Here is a 26,294-nt window from a genome sequence, read left to right on the forward strand (position 1 = left end):
CGTCGCTTCTCACCCATTCACAAACGCCATGTCTTCGGGTGTCAGCTCAATGTTGCGCAATTCCCGGTTCACCAGGAAATTCTCGTCTTCAATCGAGAACTCAGCCAGCTCAATCCTTGCATCAAAGCGGGATTTAAAGGCCTCAATGATCTCATTGACCACCACTTCCGGGGCCGATGCTCCTGCTGATAGCCCAAGGCTGCGGATGTCGCCGATGGCATCCCAATCCAGTTCATGGGCGCGCTGCACCAGAATCGAGCGCTTGGCACCCGCTTTCAGCGCCACTTCCACCAGACGTTTCGAGTTGGAGGAATTGGGCGCACCCACGGTGACAAACAAATCGCACCCCGGCGCCGCCTGCTTGACCGCTTCCTGACGGTTGGTGGTGGCGTAGCAGATGCTATCGGCCGCCGGTGCCGTGAGGGCCGGAAACCGCTCCTGCAGCTTGGCAATCACGCCTGCAGTGTCATCAACAGACAAGGTCGTCTGGGTGACAAAGCCGAGGTTTTCGGGGTCAATCGGCTGATAGACGGCGGCATCCTCCACCGTCTCCACCAGCGAGACAGTGCCCTCTGGCAATTGACCCATGGTGCCAATCACTTCCGGGTGGCCCGCATGGCCAATCAGGATCACATGACGGCCAAGGCGCTGGTGACGCATGGCTTGCTTGTGCACTTTCGACACCAATGGGCAGGTGGCATCGAGATAAAAGAGATTGCGCGCCTCAGCATCTTCCGGCACGGATTTCGGCACGCCATGCGCCGAAAACACCACCGGCTGGCTGCGGTGCTCGGCTGGAATTTCATCCAACTCCTCGACAAACACCGCACCTTTGGCTTCAAGCCCTTCAACAACATAGCGATTATGGACAATCTCGTGACGGACATAGACCGGTGCGCCATAACCTTTGAGTGCCAGCACCACAATCTGAATGGCCCGGTCGACGCCCGCGCAAAAGCCGCGTGGGCCACAAAGCTTGATCATCAGGTGAGGTTTTGCCGTCATCGTATCCATTATAATCCAGCCAGAAGCACCAGTACAAAAGCAATGATCGCGGGGACAGCCTGCACAAGGGCAATGCGCCGCGATACGGTTAAGCCTCCATATAGGCCAGCTGTGATGACCGCGCCAACAAAAAACAATTTGAGCTGGAAAGCAAACATCGGATCGCGCTGAACCAGTGACCACACCAGACCCGCCATCAGAATGCCGTTATAGAGACCCTGGTTGGCCGCCAGAACCTGCGTGGCCTCTGCCTTTTGCGGACTCATGCGAAAGGCTTTACGCCCCCGCGGACTGGTCCATAGAAACATTTGCAGCACAAGAATATAAAGATGCTCCAGCGCCACCAAAGTCACAAAAATATTGGCAATAATTGACATTTCCCCTCCAAATATCACTGCTTTCTTCGTATTATCGTCATCACAGAAATCACAGCCAGTGCGAGCGCCAACCCATACCAGGTCAAGGCATATTGCAGATGGCTATTGGGCAGATCAATCTGCGTTACACCACCAATTGGCAAGCCACCCGGCACAGTTTCAGGCCCGGCATCCAGAAAAAACGGCAGGACCTTATCCGCTGGCAGACCGACACTGGACGCCATCACATCCAGATCCTTCCAGTAGAAAATATTTTTTGCTGTGTCATTGTCGGGCACCAGCGATGAAGGCTTTTCCAAAAGCTTGGCCCGCGCCAGGCCGGTAATGCGTTGCTGGCCCAACAATTGCCCGCTCATGCGGGTTGCAGGATCCTTCCGATCTTCCGGCACGAAGCCGCGGTTCACCAGCAGATAGTGCCCATCGTTCAGTTGCAGGGGCGTATAAATGTAAAAGCCCGCCGAGCCATCATGCGTTGCCAGAAACCGACGTTCTTTATCGTTGAGAAAATCGCCCACCGCCGTCATGGCGCGGTAATCAACATCGCCGCCAGCGCGCGCCAGAGCGTCAATCTCCTCAACCGTTGCCGCAGGCTGGTGACGTCGGCTTTCAATATCGGCCAGCAAGCCCTCTTTCCAGCTTAGCCGATGCAATTGCCATGTGCCCAGCATCACCAGCGTTACCAGCGCCGCAAGCACCAGAATGCCGCTCAATATCGCCTTCGCACGCATCATGAAAATGCCCTAGCCTCGATCAATCACGCCCGGACGGGCATGGTTTCTATATTGCAAGCCAATCAGCAAGGCCTTGGCCAAGCGCAACAGCCAAAGTGACAGGCCGATTGCCAAAGGACCAAAAATCACGAAATGCACCCACAGGCCAGGCGAATAGGTAATTTCGATGTAGAGCGCCATGCCAACCACCAGAAAACTGACAATCAGGATCACAAAAATCGGTGCGCCATCGCCAGGATCGACGCTTGCATAATCCAGACCACAGGCACTGCACGCTGGCTTCAATGTGGATATGCCATTGAACAACCGCCCTTGCCCACAGCGTGGGCAGCAGGCAGACAGGGCCACTTTAACCGGCTCAATGGGTGGAAAATCACTGTTATCAGCCATGGCGCGCTGCATCCTTCATTGCTGATCCAACCGGACAAATCAATTTTGAAAAACAAAGGCGGCGCTTTCACGCCGCCTTGTGGTTAAACCTCAGATCGCCAGACTAACCATGGGCGAGCGGCGCACCCCATCCACCCCAGATATAGATGGAGAAAAACAGGAACAGCCAGACCACGTCAACAAAATGCCAGTACCAGGCAGCGGCCTCAAAACCAAAATGCTGTTTTGGCGTGAACTCGCCTTTTGCGGCACGGATCAGGCACACCAGCAGGAAGATTGTGCCGACGAGAACGTGGAAGCCGTGAAAACCCGTGGCCATGAAGAACGTGGCACCGTAAATCGAGTTTTTGAAGTCAAACGGCGCATGGGCATATTCATAGAACTGCACGAAGGAAAACAAGGCCCCCAACAGAACTGTCAGGGTCAAACCGCTGATCAGGCCTTTGCGGTCGTTGTGCAACAGCGCATGGTGCGCCCAGGTGACGCAAGTGCCGGACAGCAACAAAATCACGGTATTGTAGAGCGGCAAGTGCCATGGATCGAGCACTTCAATGCCCTTTGGCGGCCATTGCCCACCGGTGAAGGCAAGCCGGGATGCCTGAATGGCTTCATGCGGAAACAGGCTGGCATCGAAGAAAGCCCAGAACCAGGCAACAAAGAACATCACCTCAGAGGCGATGAACATGATCATGCCATAGCGCAGATGCAGCGACACAACGCGCGTGTGTGCACCCTCATTGCCTTCCTTGATCGTATCCGCCCACCAGCCGACCATAGTAAACAAAATGATGATCAAACCGATGAAAAACAGCCATGGATGAGCCATTTCCAAACCAAAAAGTTTGAACGAGCCGCCATGCAGATAGCGCATGTAACCAACGCCACCAAAGGTGAGAAAAAACGCCCCAATTGCGGCAACCAATGGCCAAGGACTCGGGTCGATGATGTGGTAGTCATGATGTTTCTGGTGCGCGTCTGCCATGTCAGCAATCCCCGATCTAGACTTCTCTCCTTGAGCAACAGTGTGCCAGAAAGCCCACTCTTGCTCTATCCCTTATCTCTTGCACGTTTGCGCGAAGACAGTGTCCTCCACTTCGCTAAAATTGCAAGCCTTCCGCATTTCAATCCGATTTCAAACCCTGGCCTAAGCATCTAAAGCCAAGGCATTCATAATTTTGGTGCAGATTTCTCCGCAGGTGTTGGCAAGGCCGCTACCGGCTTTTCGCTGGCATGCGGATAGAATGTATAAGACAGTGTCACGGTGCCAATACCCTTGGTTTCCGGCTCTTTGGCAATATCGGCATCGACATAGAACACCACCGGCATGTCCAATGTTTGCCCCGGCTGCAAGGTTGTTTCTGTAAAGCAGAAACACTCGATCTTGTTGAAATAGACCGCAGCTTCCATGGGGGTGACATTAAACACGGCCTGACCCTTGGTGGGGTAAGGGGAGCGATTGGTGACGGAGAAATTCGCCTGTATCGTTTCGCCAATCCGTGGCGAGACTGATGCCTGAAGCGGTTTGAAATCCCAGTTCAGGCCCGGCGACACATTGGCATCGAAGGTAACATTGATCTTGCGATCCAGAATAACGGAGGACGCCTGCTCTGCCCGCTGGGTGGTGCCATTATAGCCGGTGAGCTGGCAATACATGCGATAAAAGGGCACAGCCGCAAAGCTCATACCAACGGCACAGCCCGCAAAAGCCAGACAGGCGAAAAAGACCGTCAGGTTCTTGCGTTCGCTTTTGCCTTCGGACAACCCGCCTTCAGGTGCCACGCCTTCAACTTGCACCCCTTGCGCCGATTTGCCGTCTGCCAAACTGTCATCTCCTCCCAAATGCGTCATGGCTCCTCCTGCCTTTCCGTTTGGAGTTTGTCTATTCGGGAAAACCGGATTCCACTTTTCCCTGACAAACTCTAATGCCCCATCATGCCGCTCATCTTCGCCATGGTCATCAGGTAAAACAGCACCACCAATCCGGCCAGCACCAAGCCAAGAGCAATGTTGCGGCTGCGTCTGGATTTCTTCTGCGCTTCTGTCAGCTTCACGGTTTCCATCATAGGGCTCCTGCCAGATGCGTTGCGGCACCCATGGCGTAATGATCAATCAACAGGGCAGAGAAAATCGCAAACAGATAAAAAATTGAATAGGCAAACATTTTCCGCGCCGATGACATACGCTGATCATCCGCAGGCATCCGCCACACGGCCACGGAATAGCCGATAAAAACCACACTCAAAACGGCAGCGACCAGACCATACCAGATCGAGGCGAGCCCTGTGAATGTCGGTGCGACCGCAAACACACCTGTCAAAACCGCATAGACAAAAATCTGGCGCTTGGTGGAGGGAATGCCGACCACATTTGGCATCATTGGCACACCAACCGAGCCATAATCCCCCATTTTGAACAGAGCGAGCGCCCAAAAATGCGCAGGCGTCCACAAGAAGATAATCATGAACAAGATGACGCTGTCGAGCGACACACCGCCCGTCACACACGCCCAGCCGATCATGGGTGGAAAAGCACCGGATGCCCCGCCAATCACGATGTTTTGGGGGGTCGAGCGCTTCAGCCACATGGTGTAGACCACGGCATAGAAGAAAATGGTGAAGGCCAGAAAGCCGGCAGAGAACCAATTGACGGTCAGGCCAAGAATGGCAACCGAAAACACCGACAGGGTAATGCCAAAGGCCAGCGCCTCGGGACGGCGAATACGTCCTGCGGGGATCGGGCGTTTTGCCGTGCGGGTCATCACGGCATCAATATCGGAATCATACCACATATTGAGTGCGCCGGAGGCACCGGCACCCACCGCAATGCACAGAACGGCAATGGCTGCCAAAATTGGATTCAATGTTCCAGGAGCCAGAACCAGACCGGCAAAAGCCGTGAACACCACAAGCGACATGACGCGCGGCTTAAGCAACGCGAAAAAATCCCGTGCACTGGCTTCCGAAAGAGACGTGTCCCCCTCTACGCCGAGAATATCACTATCGTTGATGGCTGCCATGTCCTGTCCTGACTGTTGTTTCGTCAACGCCGTGTCCGCTTTTTTGCGTTTGTCTTGTCAGGAAAACCGGGCTCCACTTTTCCCTGACACACTCTTAACCACGGCGTTGACGACTTATTCTATCACTTGATGCGGGGCAACTGTTCCCACTGGTGGTATGGCGGCGGCGAAGACAACTGCCATTCCAATGTGGTTGCACCTTCACCCCATGGATTGTCGCCGGCCACCCGCTTTTTCGCAAACGCCTCGAACACGCCAAACAGGAAGATACCAACCGCAACGGCCGAGATGTAGGAACCGTAAGAGGAGATCCTGTTCCAGTCCACAAAGGCATCCGGGTAATCAATGTACCGCCGCGGCATGCCAGCAAGGCCGAGGAAATGCTGCGGGAAGAACACCATGTTCACGCCAATGAACATCACCCAGAAATGCAGATTTCCAATGAACTCGCTATACATATAGCCCGACATTTTCGGGAACCAATAATACCACGCGGCAAAGATTGCAAATACGGCACCCAAAGACAGCACGTAATGGAAATGCGCCACCACGTAATAGGTGTCATGAAGTGAGCGATCGAGACCTGCGTTGGCCAGCTGCACCCCCGTGACACCACCCACAGTAAAAAGGAAGATGAAGCCAATGGCCCAGATCATCGGCGTTCGAAACGACAGTGATCCGCCCCACATGGTGGCAATCCACGAGAAGATCTTGATGCCGGTTGGCACCGCGATCACCATGGTTGCAAAAACGAAGTAACGCTGCGCCGCCAGCGACAAGCCAACGGTGTACATGTGATGCGCCCAGACCACAAAGCCAACCGCGCCAATGGCCACCATGGCATAGGCCATGCCGAGATAACCAAAAACCGGCTTCTTGGAAAAGGTCGAGATAATGTGGCTGATAATGCCAAAGCCCGGCAGGATCAGGATATAAACTTCAGGATGGCCAAAGAACCAGAACAGGTGCTGATACAGGATCGGATCACCGCCGCCTTCCGGCGCAAAGAAGCTGGTGCCAAAATTACGATCGGTCAGCAGCATGGTGATGCCACCGGCCAGAACCGGAAGAGACAAAAGCAACAGGAAGGCTGTGACCAGCACAGACCAGGCAAACAGCGGCATTTTATGAAGGGTCATGCCCGGTGCGCGCATGTTCAAAATGGTGGTGATGAAATTGATCGCCCCCAGAATGGAGGACGCACCCGAGACGTGCAGCGCAAAAATCGCCAGATCCACCGCGGGTCGGGGCTGACCGGATGTTGACAGCGGCGGATACATGGTCCAGCCACCACCCACGCCATAAGCTCCGGCTGGGCCTTCGACAAACATCGACAGGATCAGCAACAGGAAGGCAGGCACAATCAGCCAGAACGAGATATTGTTGAGGCGCGGGAAAGCCATGTCTGGCGCACCGATCATGATCGGGATCATCCAGTTGGCAAAACCACCAATCAACGCTGGCATGACCATGAAGAAAATCATGATCAGCGCATGCCCCGTGGTGAACACATTATACATGTGCTTGCCGCCATCAATGGCCGCATCGCCCTCGAAACCATAGACCATGGCCGCAAGACCGTGGAAAATCTGGATACCGGGCTCTTGCAACTCCATGCGCATGGCAACCGACAGCGCACCGCCGATAATGCCCGCGATGATGGCGAAGATCAGATAAAGGGTGCCAATGTCTTTATGATTGGTGGAAAACAACCACCGAGCGACGAAGCTCGGCTTGTGATCATGTGAATGTCCGTGAGCATGAGTGCCCTCGACGGCGGGTCCAGCCATTGTCCTCACTCCCTCTCTCAGTTCGAAACGTTCTGGGCCACCTGGACCGAAGCTTTCACTCCATCCACAGCCGCGATCAACGCTTTGTTGGCACCACTCAGATCAGTGCTGGCGGCACTCATCCAGGAATTATACTTGTCTTCCGAAACGACCCGGATGGCGATGGGCATGAAAGCGTGATCCTTGCCGCACAGCTCGGAGCACTGGCCATAATAAAGACCTTCACGCTCGGCCTTGAACCATGTTTCGTTCAAACGGCCCGGCACGGCATCAATCTTGATGCCGAAAGACGGCATGGCGAAAGCATGGATCACATCGGTGGGGGCGGCCGTGACCAGCACGCGCACCGTTTTGTTCACCGGAATCACCAGCTCGTTGTCCACAGCCAGCAAGCGTGGATAGATCTTGCGATCTTCCTTGCCCACCGCGGCACGGTCCTGATCTTTCAGCAGATAGCTGTCAAAGGCCAATGGCTTGTCGCCAGCATATTCATAATTCCACTGCCATTGCGTGGCTGTGGCCTTGACGGTCAAATCAGGCTTATCCGGGATGGTCAGCTCATAGGAGAGCAGATTGAATGACGGAATTGCCAGGAAAAACAGAATAAGCACTGGCCCCAGTGTCCAGGCCACTTCAATCATGGCGTTGTGGCTGGTGCGCGATGCCACCGGATTGGCACTGGCACGAAACTTGATGACCACAATGATCAAAAGCGCCAGGACAAACAGCGTTACCGGCACAATAAACCACAGCGTATAATGGTTAAACCAGCGGATCTGCTCCATCACCGGCGTGGCGAAGGGCTGCAAATCCATCTGCCATTCTTTCGGTTGATCCGCCACAGCCCCCGTGGCGGTCAATAGACAGATGATCAAACTGGAAAAACAAAACAAAATATTTTTTATCACGGCTGGCTCTCCTCCCACGTTTGACCCAAATCAATGGCAAACGCTCGATCCCTGATATGATGCTAATTTAAAATCACAATTCCAACAAATTCGCAACACACACAAGTGATGAGTGAGGCGGGTTTTCGGATTCTCCAAGCAATCTATCCGCTTTTCCAAGGCCCATCGCTTTTTCAAGCAAACACAACCTCGTATTTGCAAAACTATCACACCTCACCACATCACGTAAGCGGCTATTATGATGGGACATTCCAATCAAAGAAGAATGCCGTGCACGCACGCATCAGAGAGCGTTTATCCCGAGCACTATGGATCGCTCGGATATTAAAGTCGTTTTCAAACTACAAAGTGCACCGCCAATGATGGACATCTTGCCGTTTTGAGGCTGAGCCCTTTGCAAGGGAGAGACGATTTGTCGCAAGCCGCAAAGATCAGTGACCTTCCCTTGGCCAGAGCATGCGGGAGCGGTCCCAATTATGCCTCACTCGACTGGAAAAGAGAGGTATGCGGCGATGGTTTGCCCTCTTGATATTGGAAAAACCAGATAGATTGGGTTTGTTTCAGTGATGATCGCACGTTTCATGGTGCGCAAAGCGCAGACAGGTGTTAAGTGCAAACGCTGACGACAATTGGCAGATTGAACAAAGTTCCAGAGGTTTCCATGGGTTTCCAAAGAGTGTTGCGGGCCGGGCTTTTTGCGGCGGCAGTTGGTGCAGCTTTGCTGCCAGGCTTTGCAATGGCACAACAACCACAGGCCGGCACTGTTCGCTCCAGCCATGGCGCATGGTCTATTGTCTGCGACACGCCAGCGGGCACATCGCAAGAACAATGTGCGCTGATGCAAAATGTGATTGCCGATGATCGGCCAGAAATTGGTCTCTCGGTTGTGGTGCTTAAAACAGCAGACCGCAAAGCACGTATCCTGCGCATTCTGGCACCCTTGGGCGTTTTGCTCAAAGATGGCATGGACCTGTTTATCGACAATAACAAAGTCGGCACAGCAAATTTCACCCGCTGCTTTGCAGAGGGCTGCTATGTGGAAGTGGAAATCGACGATCAATTGATGAAGATTTTACGCTCCGGCAAAAACGCAGTCTTTGCCGTGCGGGAATCATCTGATCAGGATCGGGTTGGCATTCCGGTGGCGCTGAGCGGTTTTGCCGAAGGCTATGACGCGCTGCCATAAACCTCGTTTGCGCCCTTACCCCGTGTCTCGTCTTGTTGAAGTGTCTCGCCTTGTTCCTTGAGCAAACCGAGACTACATGAAGCAGCAAATACAGTGCGACAGCGCAGCTTTGTCAGCCATGGTTGGCAAGCAATGCTGTATTGCCGAAGGAGAACCCTATGAACACCGACCTCTTGAGCCTGTTTGACTGCGACGAGCATACCCTGACAAAAACCGTCGCCGAGGCGCTGAAGGGCTCGGATGATGGCGAATTGTATATCGAGCATGCGCAGGCCGAATCACTCTCCTTCGATAATGGTCGCCTGAAGGGCGGCAGCTTTAACACCGATCAAGGTTTTGGCCTGCGCGCCGTGGCTGGCGAAGCCGTTGGCTATGCCCATTCGGGCGAGTTGTCGCAAAGCGCGCTTAGTCGCGCCGCCGATGCGGTCGGCGCTGTTACCCACGGCCACAGCGGCTCTTATGCCAGCGCGCCACAGCGCACCAATGCCAAGCTCTATGGTGATGGCAACCCGATTGGCAGCCCGAGCTTTGAAGAAAAAGTGGCGCTGCTGTCGGATATCGATGCCTATCTGCGTGCCAAGGATTCCAAGGTGCGGCAAGTGTCCGCCTCCATTGCCGCCAGCTGGCAGGTGGTGGAAATTCTGCGGGCCGATGGCCACCGCGTGCGCGACGTGCGCCCGATGACCCGGCTGAATATTTCGGTGATCACCGGGCAAGGTGATCGCCAGGAAACTGGCTCATTCGGCTTTGGCGGCCGCATGGGCTTTGATGATTTTCTCAACACCGAGAGCTGGAAAGCCGGAGCCGATGATGCGCTGCGCCAATCCTTGATCAACCTGGAAGCGATTGAAGCGCCTGCGGGCACCATGGATATTGTGCTGGGCAATGGCTGGCCGGGCGTGATGCTGCATGAAGCCGTGGGCCACGGTCTGGAAGGCGATTTCAACCGCAAAAGAACCTCGGCCTTTGCCGGTCTGATGGGTGAGATGGTGGCCTCCCCGGGCGTCACGGTGGTGGATGACGGCACGATCAATGACCGCCGTGGCTCGCTGACCGTGGATGATGAAGGCACGCCCTCGGGCTACAATGTGTTGATCGAAAATGGTCGTCTGGTTGGCTATATGCAAGACCGCCAGAATGCCCGGTTGATGGGCATGAAGCCCACCGGCAATGGTCGCCGCCAGGGATATGCCCACCAGCCGATGCCCCGCATGACCAACACCTATATGTTGTCTGGCGACAAAACACCTGAAGAAATCATCGCATCCGTCAAGAAGGGCATTTACGCCGTGTCTTTTGGTGGGGGCCAGGTGGATATCACCTCTGGCAAATTCGTGTTTGGCTGCACCGAAGCCTATATGATTGAAAACGGCAAATTGGGCGCACCTGTGAAGGGTGCCATGCTGATTGGCAATGGACCAGAAGCGATGAAGCGCGTGTCGATGACTGGCAATGACATGAAGCTCGACACCGGCATTGGCAATTGCGGCAAGGCCGGACAATGGGTGCCCGTGGGCGTTGGCCAGCCGCATTTGCGCATGGATCAGGTGACGGTGGGCGGCACGAAGACGTAAATCCTTCCATGGCCTACCGCGTTGAGATTGTTGATTATAACCGCGCCTGGCCGCAGCATTTTGCTGAGGCAGCAATACATCTCAGAGAGATTTTGAAAGGCACCATCAGCCATATCGATCATGTGGGCAGCACCGCCGTGCCCGGACTTGCGGCCAAGCCAAAGATCGATATAGACGTCACGGTCATTGCAGGCACCAGCATCTCGGATGCATGCGAAAAGCTGGAGCGGGCGGGATATGAGCCGCGCGGTGCACGTTATGGTGATGGTGTTTTCGCGTTTCTCCTCCACGGCAATCCGGAGGCAGGCAATCCGGGGTATCGGGTCTATCTGTGTCCACCACACTGCGAAACACATCTGAAGCGAATGATCTTTCGAGATTGTCTTCGGCAAGATACAGACGTGGCCCAAGCCTATGCTGCCTTAAAGAAGCAACTTGCTGAGCGTTACCGTTATAATGGTGACGCCTATACCGCAGCGAAGTCGGCATTCATCGCGAAAACAATTCAACGATCTGAAAGGACGCCCTCCCCCATGCTGCCTCGCCCGCCCAAAGCGGTCATCTTTGATATGGATGGCCTGATTCTCGACAGTGAAATTCTCTATCGCAAATCGGTGATTTCAGCAGGCGAGCACAACGGGCTTTTGGTCGGGGCATCCGTCTATGAGGGCATGTTGGGGCAGCCTTGGCCGAATATTGCGCGACTGTTGAGGGACCACTATGGCGATGATTTTGATGCCGATGCGTTTCGCGTCACATGGCTGGAACATTTCGATCAGTTGATGGCGCTGGAGCTGAACCTCAAGGCGGGCGTGCTGGCGCTCTTGGATGTGCTGGACCAATATAACATTCCACGAGCGATCTGCACCTCGTCCAACCACAGCCAAGTGCAGCATCATCTTGCCGATTTTGGCATTTTGCCGCGCTTTCATCACATCATCGCCCAAGGCGATTATGCCCATGGCAAGCCAGCGCCGGATCCTTATCTCACAGCCGCCGCAAAGCTTGGGGTCCACCCAAAGGATTGTCTGGCTCTCGAAGATTCGCACAATGGCATCCGCTCGGCTGCCAGCGCGGGCATGATGGCTGTGATGGTGCCAGATCTTCTGCCGCCATCCGATGAAATCCGGGCGATGGCCACCCTGATCATCGATGATCTTCACCAGTGCTGCCGCTTTTTTGCGGGGTAATGGCCTCTCAGGCGGGGGTAAACCGCCATTTGCGCGCAATTGCCGTGCCCAGATCCAGCTGGTGATGGTGGGCAAACAACAGCACATGCCCCAATAGGTCTGCGGTTTCATCAGCCAGCAGCAGGGCGATCTCCTCCTCGCTCATGCCTTTGGAACGACTGCGGCCGCTGGAGCGGTTGGCCATTTGCAACAGCTCGCCCGCCTCTTCCATCAGTTTCAACAAAAACCAATCCGCATCGCGCTCAAACCCGTTCGCGTCAGCATATTTTTGCGATGCGGCCTCAAATTGCTGTGTCAGAGATTCAATCATATTGTTCTCCATTTGTTCTTGACTTTGTCGCGCATTTTCGCAAGATTGTCTAGCAGGAAAACACGTAAAAAACGAAGGCCTGTCCGGCTCAATAAAAACCAGACAGGCCGCAACAGAGAAGGAACAATGAGAATGCCTTAGCCGCGTGCAGGCATCAACACGCAATCATAGCTGCTTTTGACCAGACGCTCACAGGCGTTTTGCGCGTCGTCTTTGTTGGGAAAGCCGGTAAAGCGGGCGCGGTAGACGGTCGATCCATTGTGCGTATAGGCCTCAGTATAAATATCACGCTCGGCCAAGGGACCGCCGATCTTGTCACGGATCGATTGCAGCAGGCTCATGGCTTTTTCTGCGCTGGGTGCGGCTGCAATCTGGATCTGCCATTCGCCGTCGCGGTTCAATGGAATTGGCTTCAAGGGGCGTGGGTGAGCGGCGTGGGCAACGGAGCCGGTGATCATGGCTTCTGTTGCAGCAGCAGCGCTGTTGCTGGAGCCGCCTGCGTAGGCATTGCCAAAGCGCGATCCAAGGATGGGTGCGTCAGCGTCGGCAACGGTGATGGTCTCTGAACGACCAACGGGCTTTGGAATATTGCCGCTGGCCTGAGCAATGATGATGGGAGCCGTTGGTGTGGCGCTGGCAATCAGAGCATTGCCGCTTTGGGCTTTGGAAAGGTTGGCGGTGATGAGCTTGGCCATCAAATTATCGCGGCTGGCGGCGGTGCGACCACCCATGACAACGCCGATCACCCGGCGATCGCCATCGGAATAGGCGCTGACCAGATTGAAACCGGAGGCGTCTGTATAGCCTGTCTTGATCCCATCGATGCCCTTGAGGCGATACATGAGATTGTTGTGGCCATTGATGGTGCGGCCACGAAAATTAAAGGAGCGCGTGGCAAACAGGTGATATTCGCGCGGGAAATCGCGCAACAGCGCCACGGCCAGTGTCGACATATCGCGCGCGGTGGTAATCTGGCGGGTGTCTGGCAGGCCGGATGCATTAACAAAGGTGGTGTTGGGCATGCCGAGCTGACGGGCCTTTGCCGTCATCATGGCTGCAAAGCCTTCCTCAGTGCCACCCATTTTTTCGGCAAGAGCGGCGGCAGAATCATTGGCCGACAGCGTGATCATGCTCAGCACGGCTTCGCGCACAGTGATCTGATCGCCTGCCTTCACCCGCAATTTGGTGGGATGCTGGCGCGATGCATGTTGGGAAAACGGCACCGGGCTATCCCAGCTCAGCGCACCACGACGAATGGCATCAAATGCCATGTAGATAGTCATCATTTTGGTGAGGGAGGCGGGGTGGTTCAAAACATCGGCATTTTCCGAGAAAAGAACGCGGCCGGTTCGTGCATCAAGAAGAAACTGAGCACCGCCAGCCGATGCTGATGTTGCGATTGCGCTCATCGACAAAAACATCAAAAGCGCGACCAAGATCCTGTTCATACGGACTCCGAACTGACGACTGTAAAGCTTCACTAATGGACCTCAAGTATCTCAACAAGCCGAAATGCTACACCCACCTCACGACGTTGAGGTTTGATGCATCTCAAACGGTGCACCAAACCTCAACGTCGCAGCTGATCTCTCCTGCGCAATGCGCACCTCAAACCGATTCCGGTTTCAGGCGTGTCGCAGTAGCCCCAAAATGAGGCAGGAATAGTTCAACGCCATCATCTTGCCCAATATCATTAACGAAGAGTTGCGCAATTATGGCAACTCTGTGGAATCTGATGGGTTTCCCGATCCGTTCTCACAGCTTTCCACCAGTAAAACGGCGCCGCTTCCTCTTTGCCCTGCCTGGTCGTTGGAATTGAAGATGCTGCAATGCGTCATCGACAGGCAACCACAGCCAATACAGCTGCCCAGATCATCGCGCAACCTGCTCAACAGACGGATCCGCTGATCCAATGTTTCAGCCCAGCTGGACGCCATTTTTCTCCAATCCTCTTTCGAGGGCGTGGTGCCTTTGGGCAGACCCGCCAGCAGATTTGCCACCTCGGCGAGCGGAATGCCCAACACCAAAGCCGCGCGGATAATTGCCACCCGCCGCAACACATCGCGATCATACCGCCTTTGATTGCCAGAGGTGCGATGCGACGAGATCAGCCCCTTGCGCTCATAGAAATGCAGGGCTGAGACCGCAACCCCGCTGCGTCGGGCCACCTCCCCCACTGTCAGACCGATCATCATGTCATTTTCCCTCTTTACCTTAACTTAAGTTGAGGTTGTAGCGTAGCGAACAGTGATATGTCACGACCAGATTTGAGGAAAATTTTATGGCTGAAATTCAAGATGTTATCGATAATAGCGCGTCAAATTCGCGCTCACCTTCCCCGGCAGGTCACTGGAGGGCGTTGTTTGGCCGCCAATATCTGATGACCACGCTGATGCTGTGCATTGGTGTTGGCCTTTATGCCTTCAACGCTTTTTTGGTCAGCACCACCCTGCCCTCAGCGGTGAGCGAGATTGGTGGCGCGCGGCTTTTACCTTGGGCCAGCACGCTTTATCTCGCTGCCTCCATTGTGGCCGGGGCCAGTGCCGCAACGCTGAAATCCCGCATGGGTGCCCGCAATGCCCTGATCGGCACCACCATTGTTTTTCTGCTGGGCACTTTGCTGGCCGCCCATGCGTCTTCCATTGCGGGCGTGATTGTTGGCAGAGTTTTGCAGGGGCTTGGCGAGGGCGTGGTGGCCGCCGTGTGCTACATGCTGATTCCTGAGATTTATCCCCGCCATCTCATTCCCAAAGTCTTTGGTCTGGAGGCGTGCGTCTGGGCACTGGCAGCGTTTGGCGGACCTGTGCTGGCGGGAATTGTGACGGAAACCATCTCATGGCGCGCCGCATTTTTGATCAACATCCCCATTGTTGCCATATTTTTGGCGACCGCCCTCTCTGTGCCCACCCAACATGCCGCTCAAGCGCTCAAAACAGCCATTCCGGCAAGCCGGTTAACCTTGCTGCTGTTCGCCTTCATTCTCTTGCTCGCAGCCAATTTGACCCCGTTGACCATCTCACGCAACACCATGATCGGGCTGTCCATGGCGGCTCTGGTTCTCTTCGTTGTGCTGGATAAATCGGCGCTGGAGTCGATTTTGCCGCGTGGTGCGTTTTCCTCTGCGACCGCCGTGGGCTTCGGCCTGTGGAGCGTACTGCTGATGCCGTTTGCGCAGGCCTCAAGCGGCGTTTATCTGGTCTATAGCCTGCAACATCTGTGGCATATGGGCCCCACCACCGCAGGCACCATGGGCGCGTTGATTGCTCTGAGCTGGAGCGCCACGGCCATTGGCGTTGCCAATATTGGCAGCGGGCGCATGCAAAAGGCGCTGATTGTGGCAAGTGTTGCGGTAGAAGCCTGCGGGCTGGCCGGGGTGGCTTTCGCCATCCTGCATCCCTCTTTGCCTTTGCTGACCCTGTCGCTGATTGCCATTGGCGCGGCCTTTGGCATGGGCTGGAGCTTTCTCAACCAAACGCTGATGATGGCAAGTCCGGATGGTGAGCGCGACAAGACATCATCGCTGCTGCCAACCTTGCAATCGGCGGGCTATGCACTGGGTGCGGCCTTTGCAGGTCTGGTTGCCAACAGTGTTGGCTTTTCTGAAACGGCAACTGACTTGGTGGTGCGCCAGGCGGTCAGCATCAGCTTTTTCTTCGGTTTTATCGCGGTGTTGCCAGCCATTGCCACGTCTGGCTTGATGCTGCTAAAGCTGCAAACAGACAAATAAAGACAGATGGCCAAAGGGGGGCAAGCCCCCGGCTTGATGGGCTGGAATTTGGGGCAAAATGAGCAAGGCGAGCATCAGACGCAGGGTTATTGCGGGCGGATTGACAACGGCGTCCATGATGCAGCGCCTCAAGCTGATGCAAGATGCCCGTGGTCGCGGCGCCATTTTCACGCTGCACCACGTTCGCCCCTATCAAGCAAGACAGCCGGACCCAAACCGCCATCTTGAAATCACGCCACAGTTTTTGGCCACAGCGCTGCGGACACTGTGGCGCGAAAATTATGAATTCATCGCACTGGATCAGGTGCCGGAGCGCTTGGCAGCCCCCTCCTCCACCAGACCCTTTGCGGCCTTTACGCTCGATGATGCCTATCGCAACACCCAAACCATGGCGCTGCCTATTTTTGAGCATTTTGAGGCCCCCTGCACGGTTTTTGCCTGCCAGGGCCTGTCCAACCGCAGCCACACATTGTGGTGGGAGACGTTGGCAGCACTGGTGCGCAAGGCCGATCACGTCGAATTGTCGATTGATGGTGTCACCACAGCAGTCTCGGCCCAAACGACTGATAACAAGCAGCACGCGTTTGAGCAGATTGCCCAGCGCATTGCCCAGTCAGACGAGGCTGCCGCCATCCATGCGCTCAACGCGCTGGCGCTGCATCACGGTATCAACAGTGTTGAGATGGTGGAGGATGCCATTATGTCCACCACCGAATTGCGCGATTTCGCAAGCCACCCTCTGGTGACGCTGGGGGCGCATAGTGTCAGCCATCGCGCTCTGACCAAGCTGAGCAATGAAGACTTGGCGCAGGATATTCTGGATTCGGTGGATTACATTGAAGGTGTGAGCGGAGAGCGCCCCACCAGTTTTGCCTATCCTTACGGCGATGCCCGCAGTGTGGATGAAAGAACCGCCCAGGCGGTGCGCGATGCGGGCCTGAAATTGGCCGTCACCACCAAGCCGGGCACGCTCAACGCCCACCATCAAGCCGCCCTTTACACGCTGCCGCGCATTTCGCTGAACGGCTATTTTCAGACGCCACAGCATGTCAATGCTCTGGCGTCTGGCATTCCCTTCAAACTCTTTCGTCAGGGATAAAGCGGGTTCTTACGGATACATCCGCACCTTGGACCACGGCTGATCGATGCTGTCGCGGCGAAACTCCACCCGGTCATGCAGCCTGAATTTTCCATCCTGCCAAAACTCGATCGTTGATGGCTTGATGCGAAATCCCGACCAATGGGGTGGGCGCGGAATATTGCCGAGTGCATAGCGCGCCGTATATTCGGCCACCGCTTTTTCCAGCGCAAAGCGGCTTTCCAGCGGCCGCGACTGTTTGGATGCCCAGGCTCCGATGCGGCTGCCAATTGGCCGGGTCTTGTAATAGGCATCGGCCTCTTCGTCTGTCACCTGCTCGACCTCGCCGCGCAGACGCACCTGTCGGCGCAGCGATTTCCAGTGAAAGCACATTGCGGCTTTCTTTTGCGAGAGAATCTCCGTACCCTTCTGACTTTCGAAATTGGTGTAGAACACAAAGCCACGTGTATCAAAATCTTTCAGGAGAACCATCCGGACATTCGGCAGGCCAGTTTCATCCACAGTCGCGAGCGCAACGGCGTTGGGATCGTTGATTTCCTTGGCTTTGGCATCTGTCAACCATGTCTCAAATAAACCAAAAGGATCATGAGCGTCGACGAAGTCACCACTTATTAACTCATTTTGCGACATATTATGTTAAATACTCCCAAAATGCGCGCGCATGACGCACGGCATGAAAGACAGGATTGGTCTTGGAAGACATAGCAAAGCCAGATCGATACAGAAAGAGACGCACACCGGTTGGCGTGCAGTTTTCTGTCATCGCGGCACTATGCCTCATGATGAGCGGCTGCGTTGCCAGCACGCTCGATTTCAGCGACACCGCCAAGGTTGATCGCTCGATCTCCACTGGCTCCATCCCGCTTGAGCCAGAAAAAGTCGCTGATCAGGATACCATTCGCAATGCGGTTTCCTCCGCCGATCTCGGTAGGTTGGGCAAAGCCCCCGTGCCGTGGGCCAATGCCTCAACCGGCAGTGCGGGCGTCATCACCACCATTGCCGAAGACGTTAATTCCGGCGTGGTGTGCCGCGCCTTTGTGACCAGCCGTCATGCCTACGACGGTATCGCCAAATTTTATGGCCGCACATGCCTAGTCGGCAACGGTCAGTGGCAATTGGTCAACTTTAGCCAGCAATCGTAGTGCCTAGCCTGTGCGTGTCTGCACAAAGTTAAATCAAGTTTTACCATATTGATGCAAATGCAGGCCGCCCTATATCCATCACAGAGAGGGTGAGGCTTTGCTTTCCGGCGCGGCTATCACCAGAATTGTCTTTTGCAAACAAAATCTTGGTGGAAGATTGATAAATCAGAATAACCCGCCATAATGTCGATCCTGGCAAGTTGCACCCCTGCCGTTCCCGTGGGAAGTAACCTCCAGTTAGCTTATTCTTCCTAATGTTATTGAATAAGGCCGCCGACAGATGATGACAGCATTGTTTGCGGCAAACTTCGAAGTTGTTACGCTTGTTTTAAAAACCATGGCGCAACCACGAGAGGGACAGTCAGTTTAACCGCTTTTGTATTTGGTTGGTGTTAAAATGCGCGATCCATATTCCATTCTTGGCGTCCGGCGTGATGCCGGCTCTGAGGAGATCAAGGCCGCTTGGCGCTCAAAAGCGAAAACGTCTCATCCGGATCACAATCAGGATGATCCGGGCGCAACACAACGCTTTGCCGAGATCGGCCAGGCCTATGATGTCCTCAAAGACAAGGACAAGCGCAGCCGTTACGATCAACGCCTTTCACAGATGGAATCCATGAAGCGCGAACAAACAATCATGCAGCAGCGCGAAGAAGCCCGCGCCGCCGCTCTGCGTGCAAAGCAGGCCAAAGCCAATGCTGATCGCATCATGGCCGATCTTGCCCGGATTGAAGCCGAACGTGCCAAAGCCGAGAAGGCCGCAGAGGCGCTGAATGTCAAGGTCGAAGCCGCACGGGCCAAGGCCAAGGCTGCTGAGGCGCAGGCCTCAACGGCCGCCACTGCGCAAGCAAGCGCTCAGGCCAGAAGTCAGGCCTCCAGCCAGGCAAATGCTCAAACCGGCTCGCAAACCGGCTCTCAGGCAAACGCCCGGGCCAATGGCCAACAGGCGGCATCTGGACCCGGCAATTCCACATCGAGTACCGCCTCTTCGGATCAAACCGGCGCGCCCGCAAGCGGCGACACGAACTCGCCAGACGATACAGCACAGACGCGCGCCGCTGACGAAAGCGCATCGTTTGCCCATCATGATGAGGGCAAAAAGCCGGAAGACGAGGCACCGGCCCAAAGCCGCACCTTTGGCTTGCCAGTCATTGGCTTGATCACCTCATTTGTGCGCCGTATTCGCAAGCCCGCGCCGGTGATGGAAAAAGCGCCCGACATTACGGTCGAGGCCACCATTGCTGTCGAAGATCTCTTGCAGCAAAACACCATTACCTTGCACCTGAGCGACGGCAGAGATGTCAGGCTGACGCTTGAGCCGGGCCACACCGACGGCAGCATTGTACGGATGGAAGGCCGGGGCCTGAAAGTGCCGGGCATGCACACTGGCGATCTTATGGCGACGCTTCGCGTGTTGCGCGCTGGCCCCTTCACCGTTGACGGCTATGACATTCACCGCACCCTGACCCTGCCTTTGGAAGATGCCGTGCTTGGCTGCGAGACGCAGGTGGAAGGCCCGTCAGGTCCGATCAACATCACCATCCCGCCGTGGAGCGGCTCTGAGCAACCTATTCGCCTCGAAAATCTGGGACTGCCGAGTGGCCCCAATCAGCGTGGTGATCTGGTGGTGGATCTGCGCATTGCTCTATCGGAAAAACCGAACGAGAAACTGCGCGACCTGATGAAAGTGATCAAGCACGGACTTTTCCTCTGATTTTCAGGATAGAAATATCCTGAAATGGCCCGACGTGACAAAACGACGGGCCAATGAAAACCCGTTCAACCGTTTCATTTTTGATAAAACTCAAAATATGCACCCTTAGATTGTATATGCACCCTTTATTTCGGTTGCTCACAGTATTTGTTGCGGAGCAGCCCTCTTGAGCGGAATGGTATAGCTTGAACAGGCGGGCGGCCTATGCCATAGGCAACACCAATCGAAAGTCTCAAGGAGCAGAGCATGGCTCAAGTATCGGGCCTCATGGCAGGCAAGCGTGGCATCATTATGGGTGTTGCCAATAATCGCTCTATTGCATGGGGTATTGCGAAAGCCTGTCGAGAAGCCGGAGCGGACATTGCGCTCACATGGCAAGGCGACGCTTTGAAAAAACGTGTCGAACCGCTGGCAAAAGAACTCGATGCCTTTATGGCAGGCGATTGCGATGTCACCGATCTGGCAAGCGTTGATGCGGTTTTTCAAAACATCGAAGACAAGTGGGGCAAAATTGATTTTGTCGTCCACGCCATCGCCTTCTCTGACAAAGACGAATTGACCGGCCGTTATCTCGATACCACCCGCGAAAACTTCGCCCGTACCATGGACATTTCTGTCTACTCGTTCACGGCAGTGGCCAAGCGCGCAGAATCTGTACTCAATGACGGCGGCTCGATTTTGACGCTCACCTATTATGGCGCGGAAAAAGTGATGCCGCATTATAATGTCATGGGCGTGGCCAAGGCCGCCTTGGAAGCCAGCGTGCGCTATCTGGCCGTGGACATGGGCGGGCGCGGCATTCGCGTCAACGCCATTTCGGCAGGCCCGATCAAGACTCTGGCCGCCTCCGGCATTGGCGATTTCCGCTATATCCTGAAGTGGAACGAGTATAACTCGCCGCTGAAGCGCAATGTGACCACAGATGAGGTTGGCACCTCAGGCCTTTACCTGCTGTCTGATCTGTCCACCGGCGTCACCGGCGAAATCCACCATGTGGATAGCGGCTATCATACCGTTGGCATGAAGGCCGTTGATGCGCCGGATATGACGGTCGTCAAGGAATAGGATTACCCGCGTTTCGCGAAACCTGAGCGAAGCCCAGTTGGTAATGAGCAAGTTATGTTGAGGGAAAAGCCGGTTGCGGCTTTTCCCTCAATGCGTTACAGCCGTGTTTGGGCGTTTGATGGAACGCTTTAAAGCTCTCAATCTGCTGCATAATTTTCTTGTTAAATCGATTCCGATTTCAGAAATTTTGCGCTACCATGCTCGGCAGTGCTCATATTCAGGAAGGTTCATCTGTCTGTGCTTCTCTATGTTATTCGTCACGGTCAGACGGACTGGAATGCTGAAGGCCGCTTTCAGGGCCAAACAGATATTCCCCTGAACGAGATCGGACGCGGACAGGCGACGCAAAATGGCACCCTTCTCGCCACGGTGCTGGGCGACACCATATCCCACTATGATTTTATCGCCTCCCCTCTTGGTCGCACCCGCGAAACCATGGAGCGGGTGCGCGCGCAGATGCAGCTCGATCCGACAGCCTACCAGACCGATGATCGGCTGAAAGAAATCTGCTTTGGGGATTGGGAAGGCAGCACCACCCATGAGCTGAGGCAACAGTTTCCTGATCGCGTCAAAGAAAGGTCCCGTGGAAAATGGGATTTTCTGGCCCCGGGCGAGCATGCCGAAAGTTATGAAATTCTTTCCTGGCGCACCGGAGCATGGCTTGCGGCACTGAAGCGCCCGACGGTGGCTGTCACCCATGGCGGCGTCATTCGAAGCTTCTTCCGCCTGATCGGTGACATTGCCGCAGATGACGCCTGCAGCATGCATATTCCACAAGACCGGGTGTTGAAAATTGATCTGGAGCAACGCCAGCTGCAATGGCTGCAAACACCATAACCCTATGGAGGTGAATGCAAAAACCCGCATTCCTGATCCAACCGGGCCTGATCAAACAGGGCTTAATTCAAAACCTGGATATCGTCGAGCACACGAACACCATCAACCACGGTGTAATAGACGATCACCTTGACACCAGCCGCCAAGCCCTCAAAATTGAATTCGGCTGGCAGAGAATAAGTCTTGCCGTCTTCGAGCGTGATCGTCAATTTCTGGGTATTGATTGATTTGATGGATGATTCAACATCCGCGCTCTGAGCCGCCATCGACATGGGCGCAACAAAACAAAATACAACCATAAGCATTGCAATCAGGATCGGCATATCTTGGTCCCCGTTATTAATCGCGTTACCTTCATCCAACGACGACATAAACTGTTTATGACGACACCTTACGTTTTGCAAAACGCACAGGAGAGACTGCAACACCATCACCCTGCGACATAATCATAAAATGTGGCAGATTTCATTTCATCAAGAAATCTCAGCCATTATCGCATGATTTCCACATATCCTTTGCCATAGCAAAATCGGCGCAATCCACCTGCAACGCAAGCTCTGACAGACCAGACAGCCATGATTATACACGATGTTGTGCGATTTTTGTTTTTTGACAAGCAACAAACATCGCTTCCCACGAGGTAGACCCCAAAAAAAGTCTTGCCCCCATCAAAACCTTCGATGCTAAATTAATAATATTCCAAACAGTTTCGGGCAGGATGATGGGGAGGAATGGCGCTCTGCGGTGTCACTCTTTGCCAATAAAGGCCACGTCGCCTTGCTATTACAACACGAAGCCACATCCAACGCGCAAGTTAAAATTCAATACAACTCAATCATTGCATTTAAAACAGCCAGATAAACATCATATTAATATAAACTTTAGCACTTATACTGATGATAACCGGAGATGATGACGACATCAATTTGATGTAAACACAGAGCTTTTAACGCAGATGGCCCTTCTCTTGGAAATGAAATCGCTGAGAAATACACACTTTTCCAATAAGCAAATCTTTCTAACTCTGGCTCTGGTGCTGGCTTCGATCTTTTATGCCTTGATCTATCTTGATCGCGTCAATAGCAACAATCATCTCGCGGACTCTCGGAAATACGCCCAGAATCAGCTCATTCAGATTGAATCGCTGCTGTCTGTCTACATTGACCGGAATTTGGCAACACTGTCCGATTTGGCCAATGCCACAGCTGGCGCATCTGACCCTGCGACGGCGGATGCCGACAGGTTGAACAGTGCGATCTTGAGCAGCAACCCGCATTTTCTGTCTATCTCGATGATCCAGGACGATGGCACCGAGAGGAAATGGGCGCGCGACACCATGAGCCCCGAGGCGGCCAGCCCTATGGTGGCCAACTCTATGGAAGAAAGTGATTCCCCACCCGTTGTCACAGGCGCGGAAACGCAGGGTGTGCGAATTTTGCCCAATGGCAGACTGCAACTTGATGTTATTGCGCCCGCGAAAGCATCTCATCACCGCACCATCATACGCGCTGTTGTCGATGGCTCGTCATTCATCGCCAATGCCCTGAAATATAAGATCGCGCCGCAATCCAATGCGCCATCCGCACCGATGCCGCTGGATGTGCTTGTCAGCGCAAAACGGATCAGCGCGCAAACGGATAGCCTCCCTCAGCCGCTATGGGGGCCCATTGAGCTCACCTATAATGCGCTGGAGAGCAGAGAAATTCCGCTTCTCAATGGCACCTTGCACCTCATCGCCCAACCCAAGGGAGGGTGGTCTGGTACTGGACCAGAGACTGCTGACTTCCGGCTCACGCTCTGCGCTGTGGGACTGGTTCTCACCACACTTTTTTCCAGCGTTGCACTCTTGCTGGTGGAGCGCAATCGCAACAGGCAAAGCCTCAAATCGACCGAAGAGCGCCACCGCGTTCTGGCCAAACGCTTTGAACTGGCCATGAACAGCTCAAATATCGGAATATGGGAGCTGGATGACGGCGACAACACCATTCGCCATGACAGCCGCGCCACCCAATTGCATGGATTGAACGCGGTCTATGCCAATAGCCATGATTTCAACAGCTGGCTCGCAAGCGTGCACCCCGACGATCGCAGCAAGGTTGAGCGGCACCTTTTGCACTGTCGCGAAAGCGACAAGGCCGTGGTGGAAGAATATCGCATTGTGCTGAAAGATGGCAGCAAACGGCATATCCGATCCGTGGGTGCCTATTCCAACCAGGCAGTACCAAGTCAGACAGCACCCGGCCGTGTGACCGGAATTTTGCTGGATATCACCTCTGATGTGGCCATGCAGGACGATCTGCGCGCCGCCAAGGAAGGGTCCGACATCAAGAATGCCGAGCTGGAACTGGCCCTGGACGACCTTTCCGTGCGCGAGCAACAGCTGGAAGAACTCTCGGAACGGTTTGAGCTAGCGCTTGATTCCTTCAGCTGCGGGGTCTGGCAACATGACTTTTCGACCACGCGCACCGTGTGGGATGACCGCATGTATCAATTGTATAATGTTCAGCCAAACGGCCCTTATGTGACAGAGGCCGAATGGCTGCAAAGCGTCCATAAACAAGACTTGCCTGAGGTGCTTGAAGCCGCCAGAGCCGCGACAGAAGAAGGAACCCGCATCGACGGCACCCATCGCGTTTTGCTGGCGGATGGCACCATTCGCTATGTGCGCTCGATTGGCCAGTTGCGCATTGACCGCAACGGCGGACGAAAGCTGAGCGGTGTCAGCTTTGACGTGACAGCAGACGTGCTTTTGACCGAAGAGTTGCGCAATGCCAAAGCCGAAGCAGAAGCCCGCAATATCGAGCTGGAGCTGACCAAGAACCGCATCGAATACAATGCCCTGCATGACCCGCTCACCGGGCTTGCCAATCGCCGGAAATTCGACCGCGAACTGGATGCGCTGACAGCCCTTGCCAAAGTCAGCCGTCCTCGCTTTACCATTCTGCATCTTGATCTCGATCGCTTCAAGGAAATCAACGACACGCTGGGCCACGCGGCGGGCGATGCCATGCTGGTCAATGCGGCAGATGTGCTGCGCCGTCATGTCAATTACACCGATCTGGTAGCCCGGATTGGCGGCGACGAATTTGTGGTGCTGCTGCGCGATGTGGTTGACGAACAGATCGCGGCTGATCTGGCATCGCGAATCATCAAGGAAATGAATATTCCCTATGATTTCGAAGGGTTTACCTGCCGTTTTGGCGTGTCCATCGGCATCGCCGCATCGAAAAGCCTTAAGGCCGATGCGCGAAAAACCCTGATTGATGCTGATCTGGCGCTCTACGAGGCCAAGCGCAAGGGCAGAAACCGCTATGAGTTTTTCACCCAGAGCCTGCAAGCCAATATTGTCACCTCCCGACGGGTTGCCGACGAGTTGCTGACCGCGTTGGAGCGGGACGAAATTACCGCATTTTATCAGCCACAATTTTGCGCCAACACCATGCAGCTGATTGGTGCCGAAGCACTGGTGCGCTGGCAGCATCCCGAAAGAGGCCTGTTGCCGACCAGCTCGTTCTTGAAAACCGCCGAAGATCTCAGCATCATGGCGCAAATTGATAAAGTGGTGCTGGATTGCACGCTGCGCGACCGTATGCGCTGGACCGCATCGGGCATTGTTGTGCCAAAAATTTCGGTCAACGTCTCATCAAAGCGCCTGCATGACAGCAATCTGGTTGAGAGCCTGCAAGGATTGAGCATCACGCCGGGCTCCATCGCTTTTGAGCTGGTGGAATCCATCTTTCTTGATGACAATGACGAGACGATCACCTCCAATATCGAAACCATCAAAGCGCTGGGGATTGATGTCGAGATTGATGATTTTGGCACTGGCCATACCTCGATGATCAGCCTGCTCAAGATCAAACCGAAGCGTTTGAAAATCGACCGGCAATTGGTGATGCCAATCATCGAGTCTGACCGCGAGCGCGCTTTGGTCAAGTCCATCATCGAGATTGCCAAATCATTGGGCGTTGGTACCATTGCGGAAGGGGTCGAAACCCAGACGCATGCCGATATCCTGCGCGATCTCGGCTGTGATCTGCTGCAAGGCTACGCCTTTGCCCCAGCGCTGTCCTCTGATGATTTTTCAGCTTTTGCCCTTTCGCAAAACAGGCGTCATGCATCATAAACCCGTGCAGCCGACCGCATTTTACAGCGTCCTTTGAGCACTTTATCCAATGCACAAAGAACACCGTCACGAAAATGATTTCGATTTGAAAAATTATACAGTAAGAG

The 26,294-nt window shown here is 54.6% G+C and carries 25 protein-coding genes; 10 read left to right on the forward strand and 15 right to left on the reverse strand.

The features are described from left to right. Nucleotides 1-9: 9 nt before the first annotated feature. The 10 genes from ispH to coxB form a co-directional block, all read right to left on the reverse strand. Nucleotides 10-1,005: a 4-hydroxy-3-methylbut-2-enyl diphosphate reductase gene (gene ispH, locus BJF95_RS06440; protein WP_425348676.1), complete on the reverse strand. Its 996-nt coding sequence runs from the start codon at nucleotides 1,003-1,005 to the stop codon at nucleotides 10-12. A gap of 8 nt (nucleotides 1,006-1,013) precedes the next feature. Next, nucleotides 1,014-1,382, reverse strand: a complete 369-nt coding sequence (locus BJF95_RS06445; RefSeq protein ID WP_075638631.1) for a DUF1304 domain-containing protein — start codon at nucleotides 1,380-1,382, stop codon at nucleotides 1,014-1,016. A 14-nt stretch (nucleotides 1,383-1,396) separates the two neighbouring features. Continuing rightward, complete coding sequence (locus BJF95_RS06450; protein ID WP_075638632.1) at nucleotides 1,397-2,113, reverse strand: SURF1 family protein; 717 nt, start codon at nucleotides 2,111-2,113, stop codon at nucleotides 1,397-1,399. Nucleotides 2,114-2,122: 9 nt separating this feature from the next. Then, nucleotides 2,123-2,503 (reverse strand): DUF983 domain-containing protein, encoded by a 381-nt coding sequence (locus tag BJF95_RS06455; protein ID WP_075638888.1) that lies wholly within the window; start codon nucleotides 2,501-2,503, stop codon nucleotides 2,123-2,125. A 103-nt stretch (nucleotides 2,504-2,606) separates the two neighbouring features. Beyond that, a complete protein-coding gene (locus BJF95_RS06460) occupies nucleotides 2,607-3,485 on the reverse strand; it encodes a cytochrome c oxidase subunit 3 (RefSeq protein ID WP_075638633.1) in 879 nt (292 codons plus the stop codon). A 185-nt stretch (nucleotides 3,486-3,670) separates the two neighbouring features. Next, a complete protein-coding gene (locus BJF95_RS06465; RefSeq protein ID WP_139317424.1) occupies nucleotides 3,671-4,351 on the reverse strand; it encodes a cytochrome c oxidase assembly protein in 681 nt (226 codons plus the stop codon). A gap of 71 nt (nucleotides 4,352-4,422) precedes the next feature. Next, nucleotides 4,423-4,563, reverse strand: coding sequence for a hypothetical protein (locus BJF95_RS23805; protein WP_139317425.1), 141 nt, complete (start codon nucleotides 4,561-4,563; stop codon nucleotides 4,423-4,425). Beyond that, nucleotides 4,563-5,519 (reverse strand): heme o synthase, encoded by a 957-nt coding sequence (gene cyoE / locus BJF95_RS06470; protein ID WP_075638634.1) that lies wholly within the window; start codon nucleotides 5,517-5,519, stop codon nucleotides 4,563-4,565. Before cyoE ends, BJF95_RS23805 begins: the two co-directional genes overlap by 1 nt. 122 nt (nucleotides 5,520-5,641) lie before the next feature. Next, nucleotides 5,642-7,309, reverse strand: coding sequence for a cytochrome c oxidase subunit I (ctaD, locus tag BJF95_RS06475; protein WP_075638635.1), 1,668 nt, complete (start codon nucleotides 7,307-7,309; stop codon nucleotides 5,642-5,644). Between the two features lie 17 nt (nucleotides 7,310-7,326). Continuing rightward, nucleotides 7,327-8,214: a cytochrome c oxidase subunit II gene (gene coxB, locus BJF95_RS06480; RefSeq protein ID WP_245297264.1), complete on the reverse strand. Its 888-nt coding sequence runs from the start codon at nucleotides 8,212-8,214 to the stop codon at nucleotides 7,327-7,329. Between the two features lie 664 nt (nucleotides 8,215-8,878). Here coxB and BJF95_RS06485 point away from each other — a divergent pair. The 3 genes from BJF95_RS06485 to BJF95_RS24335 all read left to right on the forward strand — a co-directional run bounded on the left by BJF95_RS06485 (nucleotide 8,879) and on the right by BJF95_RS24335 (nucleotide 12,167). After that, nucleotides 8,879-9,403 (forward strand): invasion associated locus B family protein, encoded by a 525-nt coding sequence (locus BJF95_RS06485; protein ID WP_075638637.1) that lies wholly within the window; start codon nucleotides 8,879-8,881, stop codon nucleotides 9,401-9,403. A 158-nt stretch (nucleotides 9,404-9,561) separates the two neighbouring features. Next, complete coding sequence (tldD, locus tag BJF95_RS06490) at nucleotides 9,562-10,977, forward strand: metalloprotease TldD (RefSeq protein ID WP_075638638.1); 1,416 nt, start codon at nucleotides 9,562-9,564, stop codon at nucleotides 10,975-10,977. Between the two features lie 8 nt (nucleotides 10,978-10,985). Continuing rightward, nucleotides 10,986-12,167, forward strand: a complete 1,182-nt coding sequence (locus tag BJF95_RS24335; protein ID WP_245297246.1) for an HAD-IA family hydrolase — start codon at nucleotides 10,986-10,988, stop codon at nucleotides 12,165-12,167. A 7-nt stretch (nucleotides 12,168-12,174) separates the two neighbouring features. Here the strand turns inward: BJF95_RS24335 and BJF95_RS06505 are convergent, their stop codons facing one another. The 3 genes from BJF95_RS06505 to soxR form a co-directional block, all read right to left on the reverse strand. After that, nucleotides 12,175-12,477, reverse strand: a complete 303-nt coding sequence (locus BJF95_RS06505; RefSeq protein ID WP_075638891.1) for a nucleoside triphosphate pyrophosphohydrolase family protein — start codon at nucleotides 12,475-12,477, stop codon at nucleotides 12,175-12,177. 137 nt (nucleotides 12,478-12,614) lie between these two features. Next, entirely contained in the window at nucleotides 12,615-13,925 is a 1,311-nt protein-coding gene (locus BJF95_RS06510) for a D-alanyl-D-alanine carboxypeptidase (protein ID WP_075638639.1), read from the reverse strand. 264 nt (nucleotides 13,926-14,189) lie between these two features. Beyond that, nucleotides 14,190-14,672, reverse strand: a complete 483-nt coding sequence (soxR, locus tag BJF95_RS06515; protein WP_075638640.1) for a redox-sensitive transcriptional activator SoxR — start codon at nucleotides 14,670-14,672, stop codon at nucleotides 14,190-14,192. An 86-nt stretch (nucleotides 14,673-14,758) separates the two neighbouring features. On the opposite strand from soxR, the gene BJF95_RS06520 reads away from it, so the two are divergent. Both BJF95_RS06520 and BJF95_RS06525 read left to right on the forward strand, forming a co-directional pair. Continuing rightward, on the forward strand, nucleotides 14,759-16,204 hold the full coding sequence (locus BJF95_RS06520; protein WP_083638721.1) for an MFS transporter: 1,446 nt from the start codon (nucleotides 14,759-14,761) through the stop codon (nucleotides 16,202-16,204). A gap of 58 nt (nucleotides 16,205-16,262) precedes the next feature. Continuing rightward, entirely contained in the window at nucleotides 16,263-17,303 is a 1,041-nt protein-coding gene (locus tag BJF95_RS06525) for a polysaccharide deacetylase family protein (protein ID WP_083638722.1), read from the forward strand. A 9-nt stretch (nucleotides 17,304-17,312) separates the two neighbouring features. Here the strand turns inward: BJF95_RS06525 and pdxH are convergent, their stop codons facing one another. Next, nucleotides 17,313-17,933, reverse strand: coding sequence for a pyridoxamine 5'-phosphate oxidase (gene pdxH, locus BJF95_RS06530; RefSeq protein WP_075638642.1), 621 nt, complete (start codon nucleotides 17,931-17,933; stop codon nucleotides 17,313-17,315). Between the two features lie 62 nt (nucleotides 17,934-17,995). Between pdxH and BJF95_RS06535 the strand changes: the two genes are divergently transcribed. From BJF95_RS06535 to BJF95_RS06550, 4 genes are all read left to right on the forward strand, one after another. Continuing rightward, nucleotides 17,996-18,445: an RT0821/Lpp0805 family surface protein gene (locus BJF95_RS06535; RefSeq protein WP_075638893.1), complete on the forward strand. Its 450-nt coding sequence runs from the start codon at nucleotides 17,996-17,998 to the stop codon at nucleotides 18,443-18,445. 397 nt (nucleotides 18,446-18,842) lie between these two features. Further along, the gene (locus BJF95_RS06540; RefSeq protein WP_075638894.1) at nucleotides 18,843-20,159 is read left to right on the forward strand and encodes a J domain-containing protein; all 1,317 of its coding nucleotides are present in this window, start codon (nucleotides 18,843-18,845) and stop codon (nucleotides 20,157-20,159) included. A 246-nt stretch (nucleotides 20,160-20,405) separates the two neighbouring features. Beyond that, the gene (fabI, locus tag BJF95_RS06545) at nucleotides 20,406-21,224 is read left to right on the forward strand and encodes an enoyl-ACP reductase FabI (protein ID WP_075638643.1); all 819 of its coding nucleotides are present in this window, start codon (nucleotides 20,406-20,408) and stop codon (nucleotides 21,222-21,224) included. A 237-nt stretch (nucleotides 21,225-21,461) separates the two neighbouring features. Beyond that, nucleotides 21,462-22,061 carry a histidine phosphatase family protein gene (locus BJF95_RS06550; protein ID WP_075638895.1) on the forward strand — a complete coding sequence of 200 codons (600 nt, stop codon included), beginning with the start codon at nucleotides 21,462-21,464 and terminating at the stop codon, nucleotides 22,059-22,061. 62 nt (nucleotides 22,062-22,123) lie between these two features. Here BJF95_RS06550 and BJF95_RS06555 read toward each other — a convergent pair whose 3' ends face one another. After that, the gene (locus BJF95_RS06555; protein ID WP_075638896.1) at nucleotides 22,124-22,384 is read right to left on the reverse strand and encodes a DUF1344 domain-containing protein; all 261 of its coding nucleotides are present in this window, start codon (nucleotides 22,382-22,384) and stop codon (nucleotides 22,124-22,126) included. Between the two features lie 632 nt (nucleotides 22,385-23,016). Here BJF95_RS06555 and BJF95_RS06560 point away from each other — a divergent pair. Beyond that, a complete protein-coding gene (locus BJF95_RS06560) occupies nucleotides 23,017-26,187 on the forward strand; it encodes a bifunctional diguanylate cyclase/phosphodiesterase (RefSeq protein ID WP_075638644.1) in 3,171 nt (1,056 codons plus the stop codon). Nucleotides 26,188-26,294 lie beyond the last annotated feature (107 nt).

It is taken from the genome of Rhizobium oryziradicis, from assembly GCF_001939045.1.
GTDB lineage: Bacteria > Pseudomonadota > Alphaproteobacteria > Rhizobiales > Rhizobiaceae > Allorhizobium > Allorhizobium oryziradicis.

Excerpts from the sequence above, each read along its gene's own strand:
- ispH (WP_425348676.1), bottom strand. The coding sequence starts at position 1,005 with ATGACGGCAAAACCTCACCTGATGATCAAGCTTTGTGGCCCACGCGGC.
- BJF95_RS06445 (WP_075638631.1), bottom strand. The coding sequence starts at position 1,382 with ATGTCAATTATTGCCAATATTTTTGTGACTTTGGTGGCGCTGGAGCAT.
- BJF95_RS06450 (WP_075638632.1), bottom strand. The coding sequence starts at position 2,113 with ATGATGCGTGCGAAGGCGATATTGAGCGGCATTCTGGTGCTTGCGGCG.
- BJF95_RS06455 (WP_075638888.1), bottom strand. The coding sequence starts at position 2,503 with ATGGCTGATAACAGTGATTTTCCACCCATTGAGCCGGTTAAAGTGGCC.
- BJF95_RS06460 (WP_075638633.1), bottom strand. The coding sequence starts at position 3,485 with ATGGCAGACGCGCACCAGAAACATCATGACTACCACATCATCGACCCG.
- BJF95_RS06465 (WP_139317424.1), bottom strand. The coding sequence starts at position 4,351 with ATGACGCATTTGGGAGGAGATGACAGTTTGGCAGACGGCAAATCGGCG.
- BJF95_RS23805 (WP_139317425.1), bottom strand. The coding sequence starts at position 4,563 with ATGGAAACCGTGAAGCTGACAGAAGCGCAGAAGAAATCCAGACGCAGC.
- cyoE (WP_075638634.1), bottom strand. The coding sequence starts at position 5,519 with ATGGCAGCCATCAACGATAGTGATATTCTCGGCGTAGAGGGGGACACG.
- ctaD (WP_075638635.1), bottom strand. The coding sequence starts at position 7,309 with ATGGCTGGACCCGCCGTCGAGGGCACTCATGCTCACGGACATTCACAT.
- BJF95_RS06485 (WP_075638637.1), top strand. The coding sequence starts at position 8,879 with ATGGGTTTCCAAAGAGTGTTGCGGGCCGGGCTTTTTGCGGCGGCAGTT.
- tldD (WP_075638638.1), top strand. The coding sequence starts at position 9,562 with ATGAACACCGACCTCTTGAGCCTGTTTGACTGCGACGAGCATACCCTG.
- BJF95_RS24335 (WP_245297246.1), top strand. The coding sequence starts at position 10,986 with ATGGCCTACCGCGTTGAGATTGTTGATTATAACCGCGCCTGGCCGCAG.
- BJF95_RS06505 (WP_075638891.1), bottom strand. The coding sequence starts at position 12,477 with ATGATTGAATCTCTGACACAGCAATTTGAGGCCGCATCGCAAAAATAT.
- BJF95_RS06510 (WP_075638639.1), bottom strand. The coding sequence starts at position 13,925 with ATGAACAGGATCTTGGTCGCGCTTTTGATGTTTTTGTCGATGAGCGCA.
- soxR (WP_075638640.1), bottom strand. The coding sequence starts at position 14,672 with ATGATGATCGGTCTGACAGTGGGGGAGGTGGCCCGACGCAGCGGGGTT.
- BJF95_RS06520 (WP_083638721.1), top strand. The coding sequence starts at position 14,759 with ATGGCTGAAATTCAAGATGTTATCGATAATAGCGCGTCAAATTCGCGC.
- BJF95_RS06525 (WP_083638722.1), top strand. The coding sequence starts at position 16,263 with ATGAGCAAGGCGAGCATCAGACGCAGGGTTATTGCGGGCGGATTGACA.
- pdxH (WP_075638642.1), bottom strand. The coding sequence starts at position 17,933 with ATGTCGCAAAATGAGTTAATAAGTGGTGACTTCGTCGACGCTCATGAT.
- BJF95_RS06540 (WP_075638894.1), top strand. The coding sequence starts at position 18,843 with ATGCGCGATCCATATTCCATTCTTGGCGTCCGGCGTGATGCCGGCTCT.
- fabI (WP_075638643.1), top strand. The coding sequence starts at position 20,406 with ATGGCTCAAGTATCGGGCCTCATGGCAGGCAAGCGTGGCATCATTATG.
- BJF95_RS06555 (WP_075638896.1), bottom strand. The coding sequence starts at position 22,384 with ATGCCGATCCTGATTGCAATGCTTATGGTTGTATTTTGTTTTGTTGCG.
- BJF95_RS06560 (WP_075638644.1), top strand. The coding sequence starts at position 23,017 with ATGGCCCTTCTCTTGGAAATGAAATCGCTGAGAAATACACACTTTTCC.